This is a genomic window from Pseudomonas sp. ASL7 (genome assembly GCF_056680375.1).
On sequence record NZ_CM155279.1, the window covers coordinates 1964930 to 1981146 of the forward strand.

At 59.4% G+C, this 16217-nt stretch carries 14 protein-coding genes; 7 read left to right on the forward strand and 7 right to left on the reverse strand.

All coding sequences use genetic code 11. The annotated features are described in order from the left end of the window. Nucleotides 1-38: 38 nt before the first annotated feature. Both AC1MDT_RS08895 and AC1MDT_RS08900 read right to left on the reverse strand, forming a co-directional pair. Nucleotides 39-1322 carry an arsenic transporter gene (locus AC1MDT_RS08895; RefSeq protein WP_480421669.1) on the reverse strand — a complete coding sequence of 428 codons (1284 nt, stop codon included), beginning with the start codon at nt 1320-1322 and terminating at the stop codon, nt 39-41. 178 nt (nt 1323-1500) lie between these two features. After that, nucleotides 1501-2061, reverse strand: coding sequence for an NADPH-dependent FMN reductase (locus AC1MDT_RS08900; RefSeq protein WP_480421670.1), 561 nt, complete (start codon nt 2059-2061; stop codon nt 1501-1503). A 176-nt stretch (nt 2062-2237) separates the two neighbouring features. Here AC1MDT_RS08900 and AC1MDT_RS08905 point away from each other — a divergent pair, with 176 nt between their 5' ends. Next, nucleotides 2238-2498 (forward strand): hypothetical protein, encoded by a 261-nt coding sequence (locus AC1MDT_RS08905; protein WP_480421671.1) that lies wholly within the window; start codon nt 2238-2240, stop codon nt 2496-2498. 87 nt (nt 2499-2585) lie between these two features. After that, nucleotides 2586-3479: a LysR family transcriptional regulator gene (locus AC1MDT_RS08910; RefSeq protein WP_480421672.1), complete on the forward strand. Its 894-nt coding sequence runs from the start codon at nt 2586-2588 to the stop codon at nt 3477-3479. Here the strand turns inward: AC1MDT_RS08910 and AC1MDT_RS08915 are convergent. The 5 genes from AC1MDT_RS08915 to AC1MDT_RS08935 form a co-directional block, all read right to left on the reverse strand. Further along, entirely contained in the window at nt 3445-4059 is a 615-nt protein-coding gene (locus AC1MDT_RS08915; RefSeq protein WP_480421673.1) for a GNAT family N-acetyltransferase, read from the reverse strand. The two genes, AC1MDT_RS08910 and AC1MDT_RS08915, sit on opposite strands and share 35 nt — an antisense overlap. A 14-nt stretch (nt 4060-4073) precedes the next feature. Beyond that, complete coding sequence (locus AC1MDT_RS08920) at nt 4074-6329, reverse strand: Orn/Lys/Arg family decarboxylase (RefSeq protein WP_480421674.1); 2256 nt, start codon at nt 6327-6329, stop codon at nt 4074-4076. A gap of 163 nt (nt 6330-6492) precedes the next feature. Further along, nucleotides 6493-7251, reverse strand: a complete 759-nt coding sequence (dnaQ, locus tag AC1MDT_RS08925; protein ID WP_480421675.1) for a DNA polymerase III subunit epsilon — start codon at nt 7249-7251, stop codon at nt 6493-6495. Between the two features lie 214 nt (nt 7252-7465). Beyond that, nucleotides 7466-7918 (reverse strand): ribonuclease HI, encoded by a 453-nt coding sequence (rnhA, locus tag AC1MDT_RS08930; RefSeq protein ID WP_008028618.1) that lies wholly within the window; start codon nt 7916-7918, stop codon nt 7466-7468. A 92-nt stretch (nt 7919-8010) separates the two neighbouring features. Continuing rightward, on the reverse strand, nt 8011-8769 hold the full coding sequence (locus AC1MDT_RS08935; protein ID WP_480421676.1) for a class I SAM-dependent methyltransferase: 759 nt from the start codon (nt 8767-8769) through the stop codon (nt 8011-8013). 65 nt (nt 8770-8834) lie between these two features. Here AC1MDT_RS08935 and gloB point away from each other — a divergent pair, with 65 nt between their 5' ends. The 5 genes from gloB (at nt 8835) to AC1MDT_RS08960 (ending at nt 16217) form a co-directional block, all read left to right on the forward strand. Beyond that, nucleotides 8835-9602: a hydroxyacylglutathione hydrolase gene (gloB, locus tag AC1MDT_RS08940; RefSeq protein WP_480422734.1), complete on the forward strand. Its 768-nt coding sequence runs from the start codon at nt 8835-8837 to the stop codon at nt 9600-9602. Nucleotides 9603-9701: 99 nt separating this feature from the next. Beyond that, a complete protein-coding gene (locus AC1MDT_RS08945; protein WP_480421677.1) occupies nt 9702-11144 on the forward strand; it encodes a transglycosylase SLT domain-containing protein in 1443 nt (480 codons plus the stop codon). 324 nt (nt 11145-11468) lie between these two features. After that, nucleotides 11469-13301, forward strand: a complete 1833-nt coding sequence (locus AC1MDT_RS08950; RefSeq protein WP_480421678.1) for an extracellular solute-binding protein — start codon at nt 11469-11471, stop codon at nt 13299-13301. Further along, nucleotides 13298-15139: an extracellular solute-binding protein gene (locus AC1MDT_RS08955; RefSeq protein WP_480421679.1), complete on the forward strand. Its 1842-nt coding sequence runs from the start codon at nt 13298-13300 to the stop codon at nt 15137-15139. The genes AC1MDT_RS08950 and AC1MDT_RS08955 overlap by 4 nt, the downstream gene beginning before the upstream one ends. Before the next feature lie 4 nt (nt 15140-15143). After that, a complete protein-coding gene (locus tag AC1MDT_RS08960; RefSeq protein WP_480421680.1) occupies nt 15144-16217 on the forward strand; it encodes a microcin C ABC transporter permease YejB in 1074 nt (357 codons plus the stop codon).

Genomic DNA, 16217 nt, shown 5'->3' on the forward strand with positions numbered 1-16217 from the left:
TGTGGGAGCGAGCTTGCTCGCGATAGGGTCAACCCGGTCTAAACGGACAATCGCAAAGCCAGCGCCGCCAGGGTCACCAACAACACCGGCACCGTCAACACAATCCCGACCTTGAAGTAATACCCCCAGCCAATCCGGATGCTCTTGCGCTCCAGTACGTGCAGCCACAGCAACGTCGCCAGACTACCGATCGGAGTGATTTTCGGCCCCAAATCGCTGCCAATGACGTTGGCGTAGACCATCGCCTCCTTCACCACCCCGGTTGCCTGGCTCGCATCAATCGATAACAGGCCAATCAGCACCGTCGGCAGATTGTTCATGATCGACGACAGCAACGCCGTCAGCACGCCCGTGCCCATGGCCGCGCCCCAGACGCCGTACCCGGCAAAACCGTCCAGCCAACCGGCCAGATAGCCGGTCAGCCCGGCATTGCGCAAGCCATACACCACCAGGTACATGCCCAACGAGAAAATCACGATGTGCCACGGCGCTTCTTTCATCACTTTGCGCGTGGAAATCTTGTGTCCCCGGGCAGCAATGGCCAGCAGTAATGCCGCGCACACTGCCGAAATCGCGCTGATCGGAACCCCCAGCGGTTCCAGGGCAAAGCAGCCGAGCAACAAAATCACCAGGACCGCCCAACCGGCATAGAACGTCGCGCTGTCGTGGATTGCCGACTGGGGAGATTCAAGCTGCTCGGGGTCGTAATCCTTGGGGATGTCGCGACGGAAGTACGCCATCAATACCGCAAGCGTTGCCGCGACACTCACCAGATTGACTGGAATCATCACCGCGGCGTAGCGGTTGAAGCTGATATGGAAGAAGTCCGCGGAGACGATGTTAACCAGGTTCGACACCACCAGTGGCAGGCTGGCGGTGTCGGCAATGAAGCCGGCCCCCATGACGAATGCCAAGGTCGCCGCGGGCGAAAAACGCAACGCCAGCAACATGGAAATCACAATGGGCGTGAGAATCAGCGCCGCCCCGTCATTGGCGAACAGCGCCGACACCAGTGCCCCGAGCAGCACCATATAAGCAAAGAGCTTGCGTCCGCTGCCCCGCCCCCAACGGGCCACATGCAGCGCCGCCCAGGCAAACAATCCCGCCTCGTCCAGCAGCAGACTGATGATGATCAGTGCGACGAAGGTGCCCGTGGCGTTCCAGATGATCTGCCACACCAGCGGGATGTCGGACAGGTGCACCACGCCGAAAATCAGCGCCAACACCGCGCCGAATACCGCACTCCAGCCGACACCAAGGCCTTTGGGCTGCCAGATCACCAAGGTGATGGTCAGCAGGAAAATCAACGACGCTACGAGCATGCAAAAGCAGCCTTCAATCAGGGGCCGCTAAAGTAACGCAGATCACCCCACGGGTGTAGCAGGCTGCGTCTGTAGGAGCGAGCTTGCTCGCGATGGAGTTGAAGGCAACACGTTTATCCTGAAAGAACGCGTCATCGTTAACGTCCATCGCGAGCAAGCTCGCGCCTACAGGGGGTTGTCACATTTTCTTGTGCTGCTCGACCCACAGGCCATAAGCATTAATGAAACTTTGCAAAAATGGCTTCACCGACTCGGACAGTTTGCCCGCCTCGTCAAAGGCCGAACCGGCGCCGCTCAGATAGGCTTCGGGTTGCTGCATGCACGGCACGTTGAGAAACACCATGGACTGGCGCAAATGGTGGTTGGCGCCAAAACCGCCAATCGCTCCCGGTGAAACGCTGATCACTGCGCCAGGTTTACCGTTCCAGGCGCTTTTGCCATACGGACGCGACCCCACGTCAATTGCATTCTTCAATGGCGCCGGCACCGAACGGTTGTATTCCGGGGTTACGAACAGCACCGCGTCGGATGAACTCACTTGTTGTCGGAAAGTGCTGTAGGCTGCCGGCGGTGACGCACCATCGATGTCTTCGTTGTAGAGCGGCAAATCGCCAATTTCGACGATATTGAGCTTGAGATTGGCCGGCGCCAGGTCCACCAGGGCCCGCGCAACCTTGCGATTGATCGATTCCTTTCTCAAGCTGCCGACCAAAACGGCGATCGTATAGACGTTGCTCATGGCAGATTCTCGACTGTTCGATGGAAAGAGCTTGTAGTTATAGATGACGATTCAACCAGCGGGCGACTGTAAATGGCCGCCCCTGACTATTTTTTTCCTGTAGGAAAACTTACTTCGCCCAAGCACGGTCTACAGAACCGCAAATTGAGTGATTTATCTCCAGAGGTTCTAAGCAGATGGCAGCAGTACTCGTCGGTCAGTTCCATGCAAGAGACGCGGAAGGCCGTGTTTATTCCGTGCATGAGTTCCAGGATTCCACCCCGCCGGCAGACGGCCTCACCGGCTCCGTGCCTGTCAGCACCTATAAGCTGGCCATTGGCGACCGCGTTAACAAGCTCGATGACAACCAGTTCTTGCTGGTGCAATCGAATGTCACCATCGTTCGCGAACCGGATACCTACGTCGCTGGCGTGACGCAAACCACCGTCGCCTCATAACCGCGTGTTATGAGCTGAAGTCATATGGGCAGACTTGGGTTAGGATTCAGCCACTGGCTCCCCACCTGCTGAACATGGACTTCACGCATGCGTTTACGTCATATCGAAGTGATCCAGGCGCTCTTGCAGACCGGTCATCTGGGTACCGCAGCCGAATGGCTGCAGTTGCCAGTGGCCGAGGTTGAACGCACGCTGCGTGACGCTGAGGATCAGTTGGGTTTCATGCTGTTTTCCAGCGTGCGTGGACGCTTGCAGGCCACTCGCGAGGCGCGGGAGTTGCAACTCGAGATTGCCCACGTCTACGACGCGCTCGAACCGGTCCAGCGTCTGGCTAACAGCCTGAAACAATATCAGGCGCCGCCGCTTCGAATCATCTGCACACCGCCCCTGGCGCAGCAGCTATTGCCACAGAGCATCGCGGCGCTTCGCCGACGCTTGCCCGACGCGCCTTGCACCCTCCTGAGCCAACCTACCCGCGACATCGTCAAAAGCCTGCTGCTGCGCGAAAGCGATTTGGGGTTGAGCCTGCATGATCCCGATCACGCCGACATACATTGCCAGGTGATCGCCCAAGGCAAGCTTCAGTTACTGGCGCCGCATGGCTGGCTGCAACCGAAGCAGAAATACATCTCGTTGCAGGATCTGGCGGGCCAGTCGATGGTGGGGCTGGAAGGTCATGATCCGTTAAGCCCGGCGCTCGATCACAAACTGCATGCCTTGCGCCCTGCCCCGCTCATTCAGATCCGGGTACAGACTCATCAGATGATGCGCAGCATGGTCGAGGCCGGTGAAGGCCTGGCCATCGTCGATCCTTTCACCGCCCTCGGCGCCAGGTCGGCTGGACTGGATGCCTGCCCACTGGCGCCTGCCGTGCCGATCAGCCTGTATGCCCTGACCCTGAAGAACGGCGGCCCATCACCGGCCGTTCAGGCACTGCTGGACATCGTCACGGAACAAGCCGCGGCGATGCTGGCGAGCTAAGCGGGTTTTCCAGCGGGTTCTCAAACAATCGATACCAGAACAGCGCCACTTCGGCGGTGTTCGGGTCGATGCCGCGATAGCGCAGATGATCGATCCCACCTATCACGTAACCACTGCGCTCGTAGAGCCGGCAAGCGCCCAGGTTGTTGTTCTGGGTTTCGAGCATGATGCCCGGCAGTTTCTTTTTGCGACTCCAGAATTGCGCCACATCCAGCAGCGCCTTGGCCACGCCATGTCGCCGCGCCGGTGCATGCACTGCCAGCTCGTCGATATGGGCAAAGCCGTTCCAGTTGGTGCTGACCACCAAATGGCCCACCGGCTCGTCATCGAGATAGGCCATGAAAATGGCGCTGTCCGCCGCGTCACGGAAGCTGCTGAACTCCTCGGGGTCAATGCCGTAGCACTTGCGATAAGGCGTGATCGGTGTCACCCGCCACTGCTCCACCGGTTTGCCGATTTCGGGCGCGCCATAGGCCGCGACTTCAAAACTGAAATCGCTGCCCCAGATGTAAGCGGCGAAGCCGTCGTCGGCAACTCGCACCGACAGCCCTGGGTATTTTGGATTCATGAGCGGTTGCATACTGGGAAAGGTCCTCATTCCTTGATGCAATCGACGGTGTAATGCCGTCCATTGCCCTCGTCTTCGTGTTGCAAGCCGTGCACATCAGCGACAAACCCTGGGAAGCTGCTGTCGAATGTACGGGCAAACGCCAGGTAATCGATAATCGAGCGGGTCGACTGGGTGAAACGCTCGCCAGGCATGATCAATGGGATCCCCGGCGGGTATGGCACCAGCATCACGGCAGCGATCCGCCCATCCAGAGCATTGATCGATACCGCCTCAACGTCACCACGCACTAATTGATCATAGGCGTCAGCCGGCTTCATGGCGACTTCCGGGAGCACCGTGTACATGCGCTTGAGGTGTTTGGCCGTGGCATTGCTGCGATAGCAGGCATGCAGTTGATCGCAAAGATCGCGCAACCCCATGCCTTGATACCGAGCCACGTTCTGTTGCGCCACACAGGGCAGGCAAGTCGCCAGACTGACGTTGGCGTCGTAGCTGCGCTTGAACTCCAGCAACTCGGTCAGCAGCGTGCTCCACTTGCCCTTGGTGATGCCCATGGAAAACAGCACCAGAAACGAGTACAGCCCGGTCTTTTCGACCACCAGCCCACGCTCCCAGAGGAATTTGCTGACCACTGCCGCCGGAATCCCGCGCGCGCTCAAGGCGCCGCCAGCGGTCAAGCCAGGCATCACCAACGTGACCTTGATCGGATCGAGCAGCACGTAGTCATCGGTTACACCGCCGAAGCCGTGCCAGTCAGCATCTGGCTGCAGCAGCCAGTCTTCGGTCACCACGCGATCAATGCCTTCGACCGACGGCGGCTGCCAGATGGAAAACCACCAGTCATCGGCGGCGATGTGCTGTCTCAGATTGGCCAGGGCCCGCCGAAAACTCAGGGCCTCATCAAACATTTCCTGCAACAGCGACCGCCCGGCCGGCCCTTCCATCATGGCCGAGGCCACATCCAGTGAAGCGATGATGCTGTACTGCGGCGACGTGGAGATGTGCATCATGAACGCTTCGTTGAAGCGGTCGCGGTCCAGCTGCCGCGCGCCGCCGTCCTGGACGTGAATCATCGAGGCCTGACTGAACGCGGCCAACAATTTGTGGGTGGAGTGGGTGGTGAACACCAGCGGGCTGTCTTCGCTGCGGGAAGTGCCCATGCCGTAGCGCCCGGCGAAAAACTCGTGAAACGCCGCATAGGCATACCAGGCCTCATCGAAATGCAGCACTTCGACGCTATTGCCCAGGTTCTGCTTGATCAGCTCGGCGTTGTAGCAGAGACCGTCGTAAGTCGAATTGGTCACCACCGCGAGTTTGACCTTCGGCTCACGTCCCTTTGTCAGCGGGCTGGCGTCGATTTTGGCCTGAATCGATTCGCGGCTGAATTCGCTCAGCGGGATCGGGCCTATGATCCCCAGTTCATTGCGCTCCGGGCACAAATACAGCGGGATAGCGCCGGTCATGATGATCGAATGCAGTACCGACTTGTGGCAGTTGCGATCCACCAGCACCAGGTCATCGCGAGCCACCATGGAATGCCAGACGATCTTGTTGGCGGTCGAGGTGCCATTGATCACGAAAAAGGTGTGATCAGCCCCGAAGTTACGGGCCGCGCGGGCTTCCGCTTCTTCCAGCGGGCCGGTGTGATCCAGCAGCGAACCGAGCTCCGGCACCGACACCGACAAATCCGAGCGCAAGGTGTTTTCGCCGAAGAACTGGTGAAATGCCTGACCGACCGGGCTTTTGTGATAAGCCACGCCGCCGCCGTGCCCAGGCGTGTGCCAGGAGTAATTGGAGTCGGCCGTGTGCTGAACCAGCGCTTTGAAAAACGGTGGCAACAGACCATCCAGGTATTTACGCGCGGCGCGGGCGACCTGCCGGGCCAGGAACGGCACGGTGTCTTCGAACAGATAAAGGATGCCACGCAATTGATTGAGTTCATCCATTGCATCGGCGGGTGCGTTTTCCAGGGTTACCTGCTCCCCCAGGGCGAAGATCGGCAAATCCGGGGCACGCACTCGTGCAAGACCAATCAATTCGGCCATGTTCTGTAACAAATGGGAGTGAGCGCTGGCGTCTTCGGAGGCGATCAACATGCAGGAAAGACCGTGATGGGTCGACGCGACCAGACGCCCTTCGGTGTAATCCACTGCCGAGACAATGCTGAAGCCTTCCTGCTCCAGCTCCCGGGCGATGCCACGCACGCGATCACCGGCGACCGTGTCGGCCTTGATGTCGCGGTGGACGATCAGGACCGGAAATTTCAAATCTTTATACATGAGGCTCAGTGTCCTGAGGCGGCGGGCCGTGGCCTGCCAATAACCTCAGGGTAGAGGGTTCGAGCGCATGTGGCGAGCGCGACGCCCCGAAGCGGGACGGTGGGTGCACCCTAATGTCGCATGATTGCACGCCCCGTAGCAGCTGCCGAAGGCTGCTACTAAGCTAAGCCTGAGCCTTGGCCTCGGCCAGTTGCTGCCACAGCGATGGGGCGCCAGCGGATTTAGCGATAGCTTCCAGACGCGCCATGTGTCGGGCCAGATCGTCTTCGCTGGCGCGCAGGATCCGCGTCGGCTGGCGATCGGCGGGCAGGCGCCGGATTTCGGTAGCCGAGTTGTCGGCGCCTTCACCGGAACCATTGCCATCGGAGGCATTACCCGCCAGCGACAAGCTGGTCTGGCCGCCCGTCATGGTCAGGTAGACGTCGGCGAGAATCTCGGAGTCGAGCAAGGCGCCGTGCAGTTCACGACCGGAGTTGTCGACGCCATAGCGTTTGCACAAGGCGTCGAGACTGTTGCGCTGCCCCGGGTGACGTTCCCGGGCCATCATCAGGGTGTCGAGGATCGAGCAATGCTGGGTGATATCCGCACGATCGTGCTGACCCATCAGGGCGAATTCGTTGTTGATGAAGCCAACGTCGAACGCCGCGTTATGGATGATCAGCTGCGCGCCCTTGATGAATTCGAAGAACTCATCGGCCACTTCCGTGAAACGCGGCTTGCCCACCAAAAACTCGTTCGTGATGCCGTGGACGCCGATGGCGCCTTCATCACTCTCACGATCCGGTTGCAGGTAAACGTGGAAGTGCCGGCCCGTCAGGCGCCGACCGATCAACTCGACACAACCGATTTCGATAATCCGGTGGCCGTCGGTCACCGGCATGCCGGTGGTTTCGGTATCGAGTACAACGGATCTGGTGGCCATCAGTGCTCAGCTCTCAACGGGTCATTCGTGCAAAAGCGGCGATGTTAACACGCTCGCCGGGGTCTTTCAGGTACACCGCGTCGCGGCCATCGCGAGCAGGCTCGCTCCCACACTTGATCGTTGCTGGGCACAAATTCTGCCTTCACTGAAGATCTAATGTGGGAGCGAGCCTGCTCGCGAATGGCGGCGACGCGGTACATCGGCAGAGTCGAAATCAGGCCTGCTTGTAACCGCGAACTTCATCCACGCCACGGTTGGCGAGTTGATCCGCACGCTCGTTGCCGTGATGGCCAATGTGCCCGCGCACCCATTTCCAGGTGACGTTGTGGCGATTGACCTGCTCGTCGAGCAACTTCCACAAATCGGCGTTTTTCACCGGCTCTTTCGCTGCTGTTTTCCAGCCGCGCTTCTTCCAGTTGTCCATCCACTCGTTGATGCCTTTCATCACGTACTGCGAGTCGGTGACCAGCAACACGTCGCAAGAGCGCTTGAGCTCTTCCAGGCCGCGGATTGCGCCCATCAGTTCCATGCGGTTGTTGGTGGTGTTGGCTTCGCCGCCCCAGAGTTCTTTTTCAACACCCTTGCACACCAGCAATGCGCCCCAACCGCCAGGGCCAGGGTTGCCTTTGCAGGCGCCGTCAGTGAAGAGTTCTACGCTATCGCTCATGCCAATCTATCCAGAAAATGCGGTGGCTCGTCGATCGGTGACCGACGATGCCCGAGGCCGGGGCAATCCCGGCCGGGAATACAAAAAGTGTTTTACGGCTCGATATGGCGACGGTTGACCTTGGCCATCGGCAATGGAATCAGCTTGCCCATCGGTTCGCGCCGCACCTGGCGGACCGGCCGCAGGCCTACTACGATCTTGCGCGCCACCAATAAATAGAAGCCGCCGCCAGACAATTGCCATTCGCCGGCCTTGCGTTCCCAACCGGCCAGACGGGCTTGCCAGGCGGGTGACGCAATCGGCGGACGATAGCACCCGAAGCGGCGTTTCTCCAGCGCGAAGCCCAGCAGGTTCAGCCAGTCGCTGACCCGGGAGGGGGAAATACAGCGCGCCTTGCGCAAGGCATCATGGGCAAACACATGCCGCAAACCCCAACTGCTCCAGGGATTGATGCCAATGATGACAAGGTGCCCGCCGGGCCGCACGCTGCTGGCTGCTTCACGCAGCAAACCGTGGGGTGACAGGCAGAAATCCAGCCCATGCTGCAACACCACCACATCGGCCGCGTGCTCGCTTAAAGGCCAGGCCTGCTCTTCGCAAACAATCTCGACCCCCGGCAAGGGTGCGCCAAGCCGCACATTGCGCTGCACCTGCGGCGCCGAGGGCGGTGTCTGGGCCGACGGACCGTAATGCACCAGATAGCCGCCAAAAAAACGCCCCAGCTCGCCTTCGAGCATGCGCCGTTCTTCATCCAGCAAAAATTGCCCGAGAGGGCCGGACAGCCACTCACGTGCCGCGCTGATCAACGCCAGCCAGTCAGGATCGGCCTGAGCGAACGCTTTATCGGTCATTGCATTCTCCAACGCGCCAGGAAGCTCTAAGATGCACCATTGTTTTCCGCTTGGCGAATCCGACGATGATACAGATCAGTGCCCTGCCCGCCTTTACCGACAACTACATCTGGTTGTTACAAGATCCCCTTTCCCGGCGCTGTGCAGTGGTCGATCCGGGCGATGCCGCGCCAGTGCTGGCCTGGCTCAAGGCCAACCCGGAATGGGTGTTGAGCGATATTCTGATCACTCATCACCATCATGATCATGTCGGTGGTGTCGAGCAGCTGAAAAAAGCGACAGACGCGCAAGTCTATGGCCCCGCCAGCGAAACCATCCCGGCGCGGGACATTGCCCTCAAGGACAACGACCGAATCAGTGTGCTGGGCTGTGACTTTGACGTCATTGCCGTACCCGGCCACACCCTGGGTCATATCGCCTTCTATCATCACGGGCTGCTATTTTGCGGTGACACCCTGTTCGCCGCCGGTTGTGGGCGGTTGTTTGAAGGGACACCCGAACAAATGTACACCTCGCTGACACGCCTCGCGGCGCTTCCTGAAGAGACGCGGGTCTACTGCACGCATGAATACACCCTGAGCAATCTGCGCTTCGCCGCGGCGGTCGAACCGGGCAACACCGATACCGCGGCTCGCCTCGAAAAAGTCACCCGCGAACGGGAAGCCGGAATCATCACGCTGCCTTCCAGCATCGGCCTCGAAAAGCTGACAAACCCGTTTTTGCGTACTGGCGAAACATCTGTTAAAGAAAAAGCGGACGAACGGACGGGTACCAATAACCGGGCTCCGAGTGCGGTTTTTGCTGCCCTACGCGCTTGGAAAGATAAGTTCTAAGTAGTTTGCGTAAGGGTCCAAAAATTCTGAATGGTTGACCGCAGGGGGTACGCTTTCTAGAATCGCCCGACATTTTTGCCCGGAACTTACTTCCAGCCAATGTCGTCATCTATTCGTAAAGCCATCAATTCAGACGCATTGACCCGCCTGGCTCAAGCCATCGCGGTGGCTGTGTCCGCCACATTGGCGGGCTGCTCGAGCCATGTTCCGCAAACCGACGCGGCACACACGCCGAACATCGCGGCTCGAGCCAAGCAAAAACCTGTATGGCTCAGCGAAAAACCAAGCCCGCAATTAGCCCAGGATGTCTGGGAGCGCATGCGCCAGGGCTTCCAGTTGCAGGACGGCCTGGGCGTCAACCCGCGCATCGAACAACAGCGCCTGTGGTTCGCCAGTAATCCGTCCTTTCTCGAAAACGCCGGCGAACGCGGCAGCCTGTACATTCACTACATCATCGAACGCCTTGAAGAACGCAACATGCCGCTGGAGCTGGCGCTGCTGCCAGTGATTGAAAGCGCCTACAACCCGATGGCCTATTCCCGGGCCGATGCAGTGGGTCTTTGGCAATTCATCCCGTCCACCGGGCGTTACTACAACCTGCGTCAAACCCGTTTCTATGATGGCCGTCGCGATATCACCGCCTCGACCACTGCGGCGATGGATTACCTGACCCGCCTGCACGACATGTTCAACGGTGACTGGCTGTTGGCCCTCGCGGCCTACAACGCCGGTGAAGGCACCGTCAGCCGCGCCATCGAGCGTAATGAAAAGCTCGGCCTGCCGACCGACTACTGGAACCTGCCGCTGCCTGCCGAAACCCAGGCCTATGTGCCGAAGCTGCTGGCACTCTCGCAAGTGGTGCTGGCGCCGGAAGCCTACGGGGTGAACCTCAGCCCGATTGCCAACCAACCGTATTTCCAGGTCGTCGAAATCAACCAGCGCATGGACCTGTCCAAGGTTGCCGAGGTGGCCAACATCGACGAAGACGAGCTGTTCCAGCTCAACCCGGCCTTCAAACAGCGCACCACCATCGACGGTCCCCAGCATTTGCTGGTGCCAACGTCCAAGGCACAGTTGCTGACCGCGAGCCTCTCGACCATGCGTCCTGAGGATTTGATCAGCAAGAAGCCGCTCAAACCCGTATTCGAAGGCGCCGACGAATCCGCAGTCGCCAGCGTCAAACGCGCCTACCGCGTTAAGCGTGGCGACAACCTGGGCACCATTGCCAAAGCAAACAAAGTCGATATCAAGGATCTGCAGCGCTGGAACAAACTGTCCGGCAAGGAGCTCAAGGTGGGCCAGACGCTGGTGATGCGGGACACGACCAAACGCAACAGCGGTCGAGTCAACACCGTTGTGGCGGCTAACAGCAAAGCCGACAAAAAGAAGCCGCAGACCCAATACAAAGTCCAGCAAGGCGACTCGCTGTACATGGTCGCCAAGCGCTTCAATGTCGAGATGCAACACCTCAAGCGCTGGAATCCTCGGGTTGGCCAGGCGTTGAAGCCGGGGCAGATGTTGACGGTTTACTCCCCGCACTAAGAGAACCCCCTGATTTCAGGGTTTTTTTTTGCCCGCTAAGCAGCTCAACTCCCTGTAGCAGCTGGCGAAGCCTGCGTTCGGGGGGGGGGGGGGGGTAGGAGCGAGCTTGCTCGCGAAGATGGAACATCCGACACATTTTCTGTGGCTGGACGACCATCGCGAGCAAGCTCGCTCCTACACACAGCCGAACGCAGGCTTCGCCAGCTGCTACAAGGCATCCGCCTGCGCTATTAACAGCGCATTAAGCCCCTGTCTTTTTCCTGTCCAAACAAGCTGTTACTGTACGGTCCATAAAGCCCAAGCCGCCTGGATCGGATCTCTGACTTGAAGCGTCCCCTCCTCCTGCTCCTGATCAGCCTGGCCTTGAGCTCCCCCGCGAGTGCGACGATCAGCGAAAGCCATGGTTACGCGCAATTCGGCACGCTCAAGTACCCGGCCAGATTTACCCACTTCGACTGGGTCAACCCGCAAGCGCCGAAGGGCGGAACGTTGCGGGTGATGGCGTTTGGCACCTTCGATACGCTCAACCCTTACACGCTCAAGGGCTCGAGCCCCGTTTCGACCCCCAATTTCCTGCAATACGGCATCAACGAACTCAACGAACCCCTGATGGTCGGCACCGGTCAGTACGCACCTTCCGGTGACGAACCGACGTCCAGCTATGGCCTGATCGCCCAATCGGTGGAATACAGTGAGGACCGCAGCTGGGTGGTGTTCAACCTGCGCCCCGAAGCACGGTTCCACGATGGCACGCCGATTACCGCGTACGACGTCGCGTTTTCCTACCGCTTGCTGCTCAAGGAAGGTCATCCGCAGTACCGCACCAGTCTTCAGGAGGTGTCGCGGGTCGATATCCTCAACCCCCTGCGCATTCGCTTTGTCTTCAAGCACGCCGGCAATCCGCTGCAGATCCTGCGCCTGGGCGAGTTGCCGGTACTGCCGCAGCATTACTGGAAAGGTCGCGACTTCAAGGCCACCACGTTCGAGCCGCCACTGGGCAGCGGGCCGTATCGCATCACCTCGGTAACGCCCGGACGACAAATCGTATTTGAACGCGTCAAGGATTACTGGGGCAAGGACTTGGCGGTCAATCGTGGCAAGTACAACTTCGATCGCATGGAGGTCGAGTTCTACCGTGACAGCGACGTCGCGTTCGAAGCCTTCAAAGCGGGCGAATTTGACATCTACATCGAACATCAGGCGAAGAATTGGGATAACGGCTACAGCTTCCCCGCCGTCACCCGTGGCGACGTGATCAAGGCACAGATCCCGCATCAGATTCCGACCCAGAGCCAGGGCCTGTTCATGAACAGCCGTCGCCCGACCTTCTCCAACGTCAAGGTCCGGGAAGCCCTGGGGCTGATGTTCGACTTCGAGTGGACCAACCGCACGCTGTTCAGCGGCGCTTACGAACGCGCCTTGAGTTACTACCCCAACAGTGAGTTCTCCGCCACCGGCCTGCCGGTCGGCCAGGAATGGCTGATGCTCAAGCCGTATCGCGAGCAGTTACCCGCCAGGCTGTTCACCGAGCCGTTCAGCCTGCCGCAGACCCAAGGGCGCGGCATCCCCCGGCAAACCCTGCGCAAGGCCGTGAGCCTGCTTGCCGAGGCCGGCTGGAAGCTCAACGGTCAGCGACTGCAGAACACTGCGGGCCAGCCGTTGCAGGTGGAAATTCTGCTGGTCAACCCGAACCTGGAGCGGATTCTTCAACCTTACGTCGAGAACCTCGTGAGCATCGGTATCGACGCGCGGTTGCGCACGGTCGATCGCGCCCAATACAAGCAGCGCCTCGATCAATTCGATTTCGACATGATCCTGATGACCCTCAACCAGACTCTAAGCCCGGGCCTGGAGCAATGGCAGTACTTCCATTCCAGTCAGGTCGGGGTCAAGGGCAGCAAAAACTACGCGGGCATCGCCAACCCGGTGGTCGACCAGTTGCTCGACCAATTACTCGCCGCCCAGACCCGCGATGAACAAGTCGCCGCCGGCAAAGCCCTGGACCGGGTGTTGTTGTGGCAGCACTACATCATTCCCAATTGGTACCTCAATTATCACCGCCTGGCCTACCGCAACCGGTTAGCCTTCGTCACCACGCCGCCCTATACCCTGGGTCTCAGCGCGTGGTGGCTGAAATCTTCGGAGAAAGATCAATGAAAACCGTACGCGCCCTGCTCCTGCAGGCCAGCGGTCTGCTGTTCGCCGGGCTGGCCTGCGCCGCCCCGCAGAATGCCCTGACCCTCTACAACGAGCCGCCGAAATACCCGGCCGACTTCAAGCACTTTGACTACGTGAACCCGGACGCCCCCAAAGGCGGGATCTTCCGTCAGGCCGGTTTCGGCGGCTTCGACAGCCTCAACCCCTTCATCAGCAAGGGCGTCGCGGCCGACGACGTCGGCATGATCTACGACACCCTGGCCAAACAAGGCCTCGATGAACCGTTCACCGAGTACGGACTGGTCGCCGGCAAGATCGAGAAAGCCCCGGACAACAGCTGGGTGCGTTTCTACCTGCGCCCCGAAGCCCGCTTCCACGACGGTCATCCGATACGCGCCGAAGACGTGGTGTTCAGCTTTCAGACCTTGATCAAGGACGGCGCGCCGATGTACCGCGGTTACTACAACGACGTCGATCAAGTGATCGCTGAAGACCCGCTCACGGTGCTGTTCAAATTCAAGCACAACAACAACCGTGAGCTGCCATTGATCCTGGGCCAGTTGCCGGTGCTCCCCAAGCATTGGTGGGCCACGCGCGATTTCACCAAGGGCAATCTGGAAATACCGCTGGGCAGCGGCCCTTACAAGGTCAGCCAGGTGAAGGCCGGGCGTTCGGTGCGTTATGAGCGGGTCAAGGACTACTGGGGCAAGGACCTGCCGGTGAACCGTGGGTTCTACAACTTTGATGTGATGACCACCGACTACTATCGCGACAACACCGTGGCGCTGGAAGCGTTCAAGGCCGGGCAGTTCGATTATTGGCTGGAGATGACCGCGAAGAACTGGGCCAACGCCTACAACATCCCGGCGGTGACCGAAGGCCGGTTGATCAAGGAACAGATCCCGAACGGCAACCCGACCGGCATGCAAGGTTTCGTATTCAACCTGCGTCGCCCGGTGTTCCAGGACGTGCGCGTGCGCCAGGCGCTGACCCTGTTGCTGGATTTCGAATGGACTAACAAGCAACTGTTCAACGGCGCCTACGTGCGCACCCGTAGCTATTTCGAGAACTCGGAGATGGCCGCCACCGGTTTTCCGGACGCCGATCAGCTGGCGATTCTCGATCCGTTCCGCGGCAAGATCCCCGAACAGGTGTTTAGCGAGGCGTTCCAGAACCCGGTGACCGACGCCAGCGGCATGATCCGCACCCAGCAACGCAAGGCCTATCAATTACTGCAAGAGGCCGGCTGGCGGATCGTCGACGACAAGATGGTCGACACCACCGGCAAACCCGTCACCCTCGAATTCCTGCTGGCCCAGACCGAATTCGAGCGTGTGCTGTTGCCGTTCAAGCGCAATCTCAGCGACCTGGGCATCGACCTGGTTATCCGTCGGGTCGACGTTTCGCAATACATCAACCGCGTGCGTTCACGGGACTTCGACATGATCGTCGGCAGCTTCCCGCAGTCCAACTCGCCGGGTAACGAACAGCGCGAATTCTGGATGTCTGCTGCCGCCGACAAACCCGGCAGCCGCAACTCCATGGGTTTGAAGGACCCGGTGGTGGATGAGTTGGTCGAGCAATTGATCAACGCTGACTCGCGCAAAAGCCTGGTGGCCCACGCCCGCGCACTGGACCGCGTGCTGCAATGGGGCTATTACGTGGTCCCCAACTGGCACATCAAGACATGGCGGGTCGCTTATTGGAACCACATCGGCCATCCGAAAATCTCGCCCACGTACGACATCGGTATTGCCACCTGGTGGATCAAACCCAACGTCACGCCGGCGATAGAGATCGAAACCAAACTGCAAGTCGACCCTGCGGGCACGGAGTAATCAGATGCTGGCATATATTTTTCGGCGACTGCTGCTGATCATCCCGACGTTGTTCGGCATTCTGCTGATCAACTTCGTGATCATCCAGGCGGCCCCCGGTGGGCCGGTGGAACAAATGATCGCCAAGCTCGAGGGCTTTGAAGGCGCCACCAGCCGCATCGCCGGTGGCGGCGCCGAAGTCTCTGTGGCCGGGTCCACCTATCGCGGTGCGCAGGGCCTGGACCCGACGCTGGTGAAAGAAATCGAGCACATGTACGGCTTCGACAAATCGGCACCGGAACGCTTGTGGATCATGGTCAAGAACTACGCCACCCTGGATTTTGGCGACAGCTTCTTCCGCGACGCCAAGGTCATCGACCTGATCAAGGAAAAGTTGCCGGTGTCGATCTCGCTCGGGTTGTGGAGCACGCTGATCATGTACCTGGTGTCGATACCGCTGGGGATCGCCAAGGCCACCCGACACGGCAGCCATTTCGACGTCTGGACCAGTTCGTTGATCATTGTCGGTTACGCGATCCCGGCGTTTCTGTTCGCCATTCTGTTGATCGTCGTCTTCGCTGGAGGCAGTTATTTCAACTGGTTCCCGCTAAGGGGCCTGACCTCGAACAACTTCGACGAGCTGAGCATGGGCGCCAAGGTGCTCGATTACTTCTGGCACCTCGCGTTACCCGTGACCGCGCTGGTGATCGGCAACTTCGCAACCATGACCCTGCTGACCAAGAACAGCTTCCTCGACGAAATCAATAAACAGTACGTGGTGACCGCCAAGGCCAAGGGCCTGACCCAGCATCGAGTGCTCTACGGCCATGTGTTCCGCAATGCGATGCTGCTGGTGATCGCCGGTTTCCCTTCGGCGTTCATCGGGATTTTCTTCACCGGCTCGCTGCTGGTCGAAGTGATCTTCTCGCTGGATGGCATGGGCTTGATGAGCTTTGAAGCGGCGATCAACCGTGATTACCCGGTGGTCTTTGGCACGCTGTTTATCTTCACATTGTTAGGGTTGGTGGTGAAATTGATCGGCGACCTCACGTACACCCTGGTGGATCCGCGCATCGACTTCGAAAACCGGGAGCATTGA

What these genes read in the sequence shown, in the direction of transcription:
- AC1MDT_RS08895 (WP_480421669.1), bottom strand. Translation starts at nt 1,322, where the DNA reads ATGCTCGTAGCGTCGTTGATTTTCCTGCTGACCATCACCTTGGTGATC.
- AC1MDT_RS08900 (WP_480421670.1), bottom strand. Translation starts at nt 2,061, where the DNA reads ATGAGCAACGTCTATACGATCGCCGTTTTGGTCGGCAGCTTGAGAAAG.
- AC1MDT_RS08905 (WP_480421671.1), top strand. Translation starts at nt 2,238, where the DNA reads ATGGCAGCAGTACTCGTCGGTCAGTTCCATGCAAGAGACGCGGAAGGC.
- AC1MDT_RS08910 (WP_480421672.1), top strand. Translation starts at nt 2,586, where the DNA reads ATGCGTTTACGTCATATCGAAGTGATCCAGGCGCTCTTGCAGACCGGT.
- AC1MDT_RS08915 (WP_480421673.1), bottom strand. Translation starts at nt 4,059, where the DNA reads ATGCAACCGCTCATGAATCCAAAATACCCAGGGCTGTCGGTGCGAGTT.
- AC1MDT_RS08920 (WP_480421674.1), bottom strand. Translation starts at nt 6,329, where the DNA reads ATGTATAAAGATTTGAAATTTCCGGTCCTGATCGTCCACCGCGACATC.
- dnaQ (WP_480421675.1), bottom strand. Translation starts at nt 7,251, where the DNA reads ATGGCCACCAGATCCGTTGTACTCGATACCGAAACCACCGGCATGCCG.
- rnhA (WP_008028618.1), bottom strand. Translation starts at nt 7,918, where the DNA reads ATGAGCGATAGCGTAGAACTCTTCACTGACGGCGCCTGCAAAGGCAAC.
- AC1MDT_RS08935 (WP_480421676.1), bottom strand. Translation starts at nt 8,769, where the DNA reads ATGACCGATAAAGCGTTCGCTCAGGCCGATCCTGACTGGCTGGCGTTG.
- gloB (WP_480422734.1), top strand. Translation starts at nt 8,835, where the DNA reads ATGATACAGATCAGTGCCCTGCCCGCCTTTACCGACAACTACATCTGG.
- AC1MDT_RS08945 (WP_480421677.1), top strand. Translation starts at nt 9,702, where the DNA reads ATGTCGTCATCTATTCGTAAAGCCATCAATTCAGACGCATTGACCCGC.
- AC1MDT_RS08955 (WP_480421679.1), top strand. Translation starts at nt 13,298, where the DNA reads ATGAAAACCGTACGCGCCCTGCTCCTGCAGGCCAGCGGTCTGCTGTTC.
- AC1MDT_RS08960 (WP_480421680.1), top strand. Translation starts at nt 15,144, where the DNA reads ATGCTGGCATATATTTTTCGGCGACTGCTGCTGATCATCCCGACGTTG.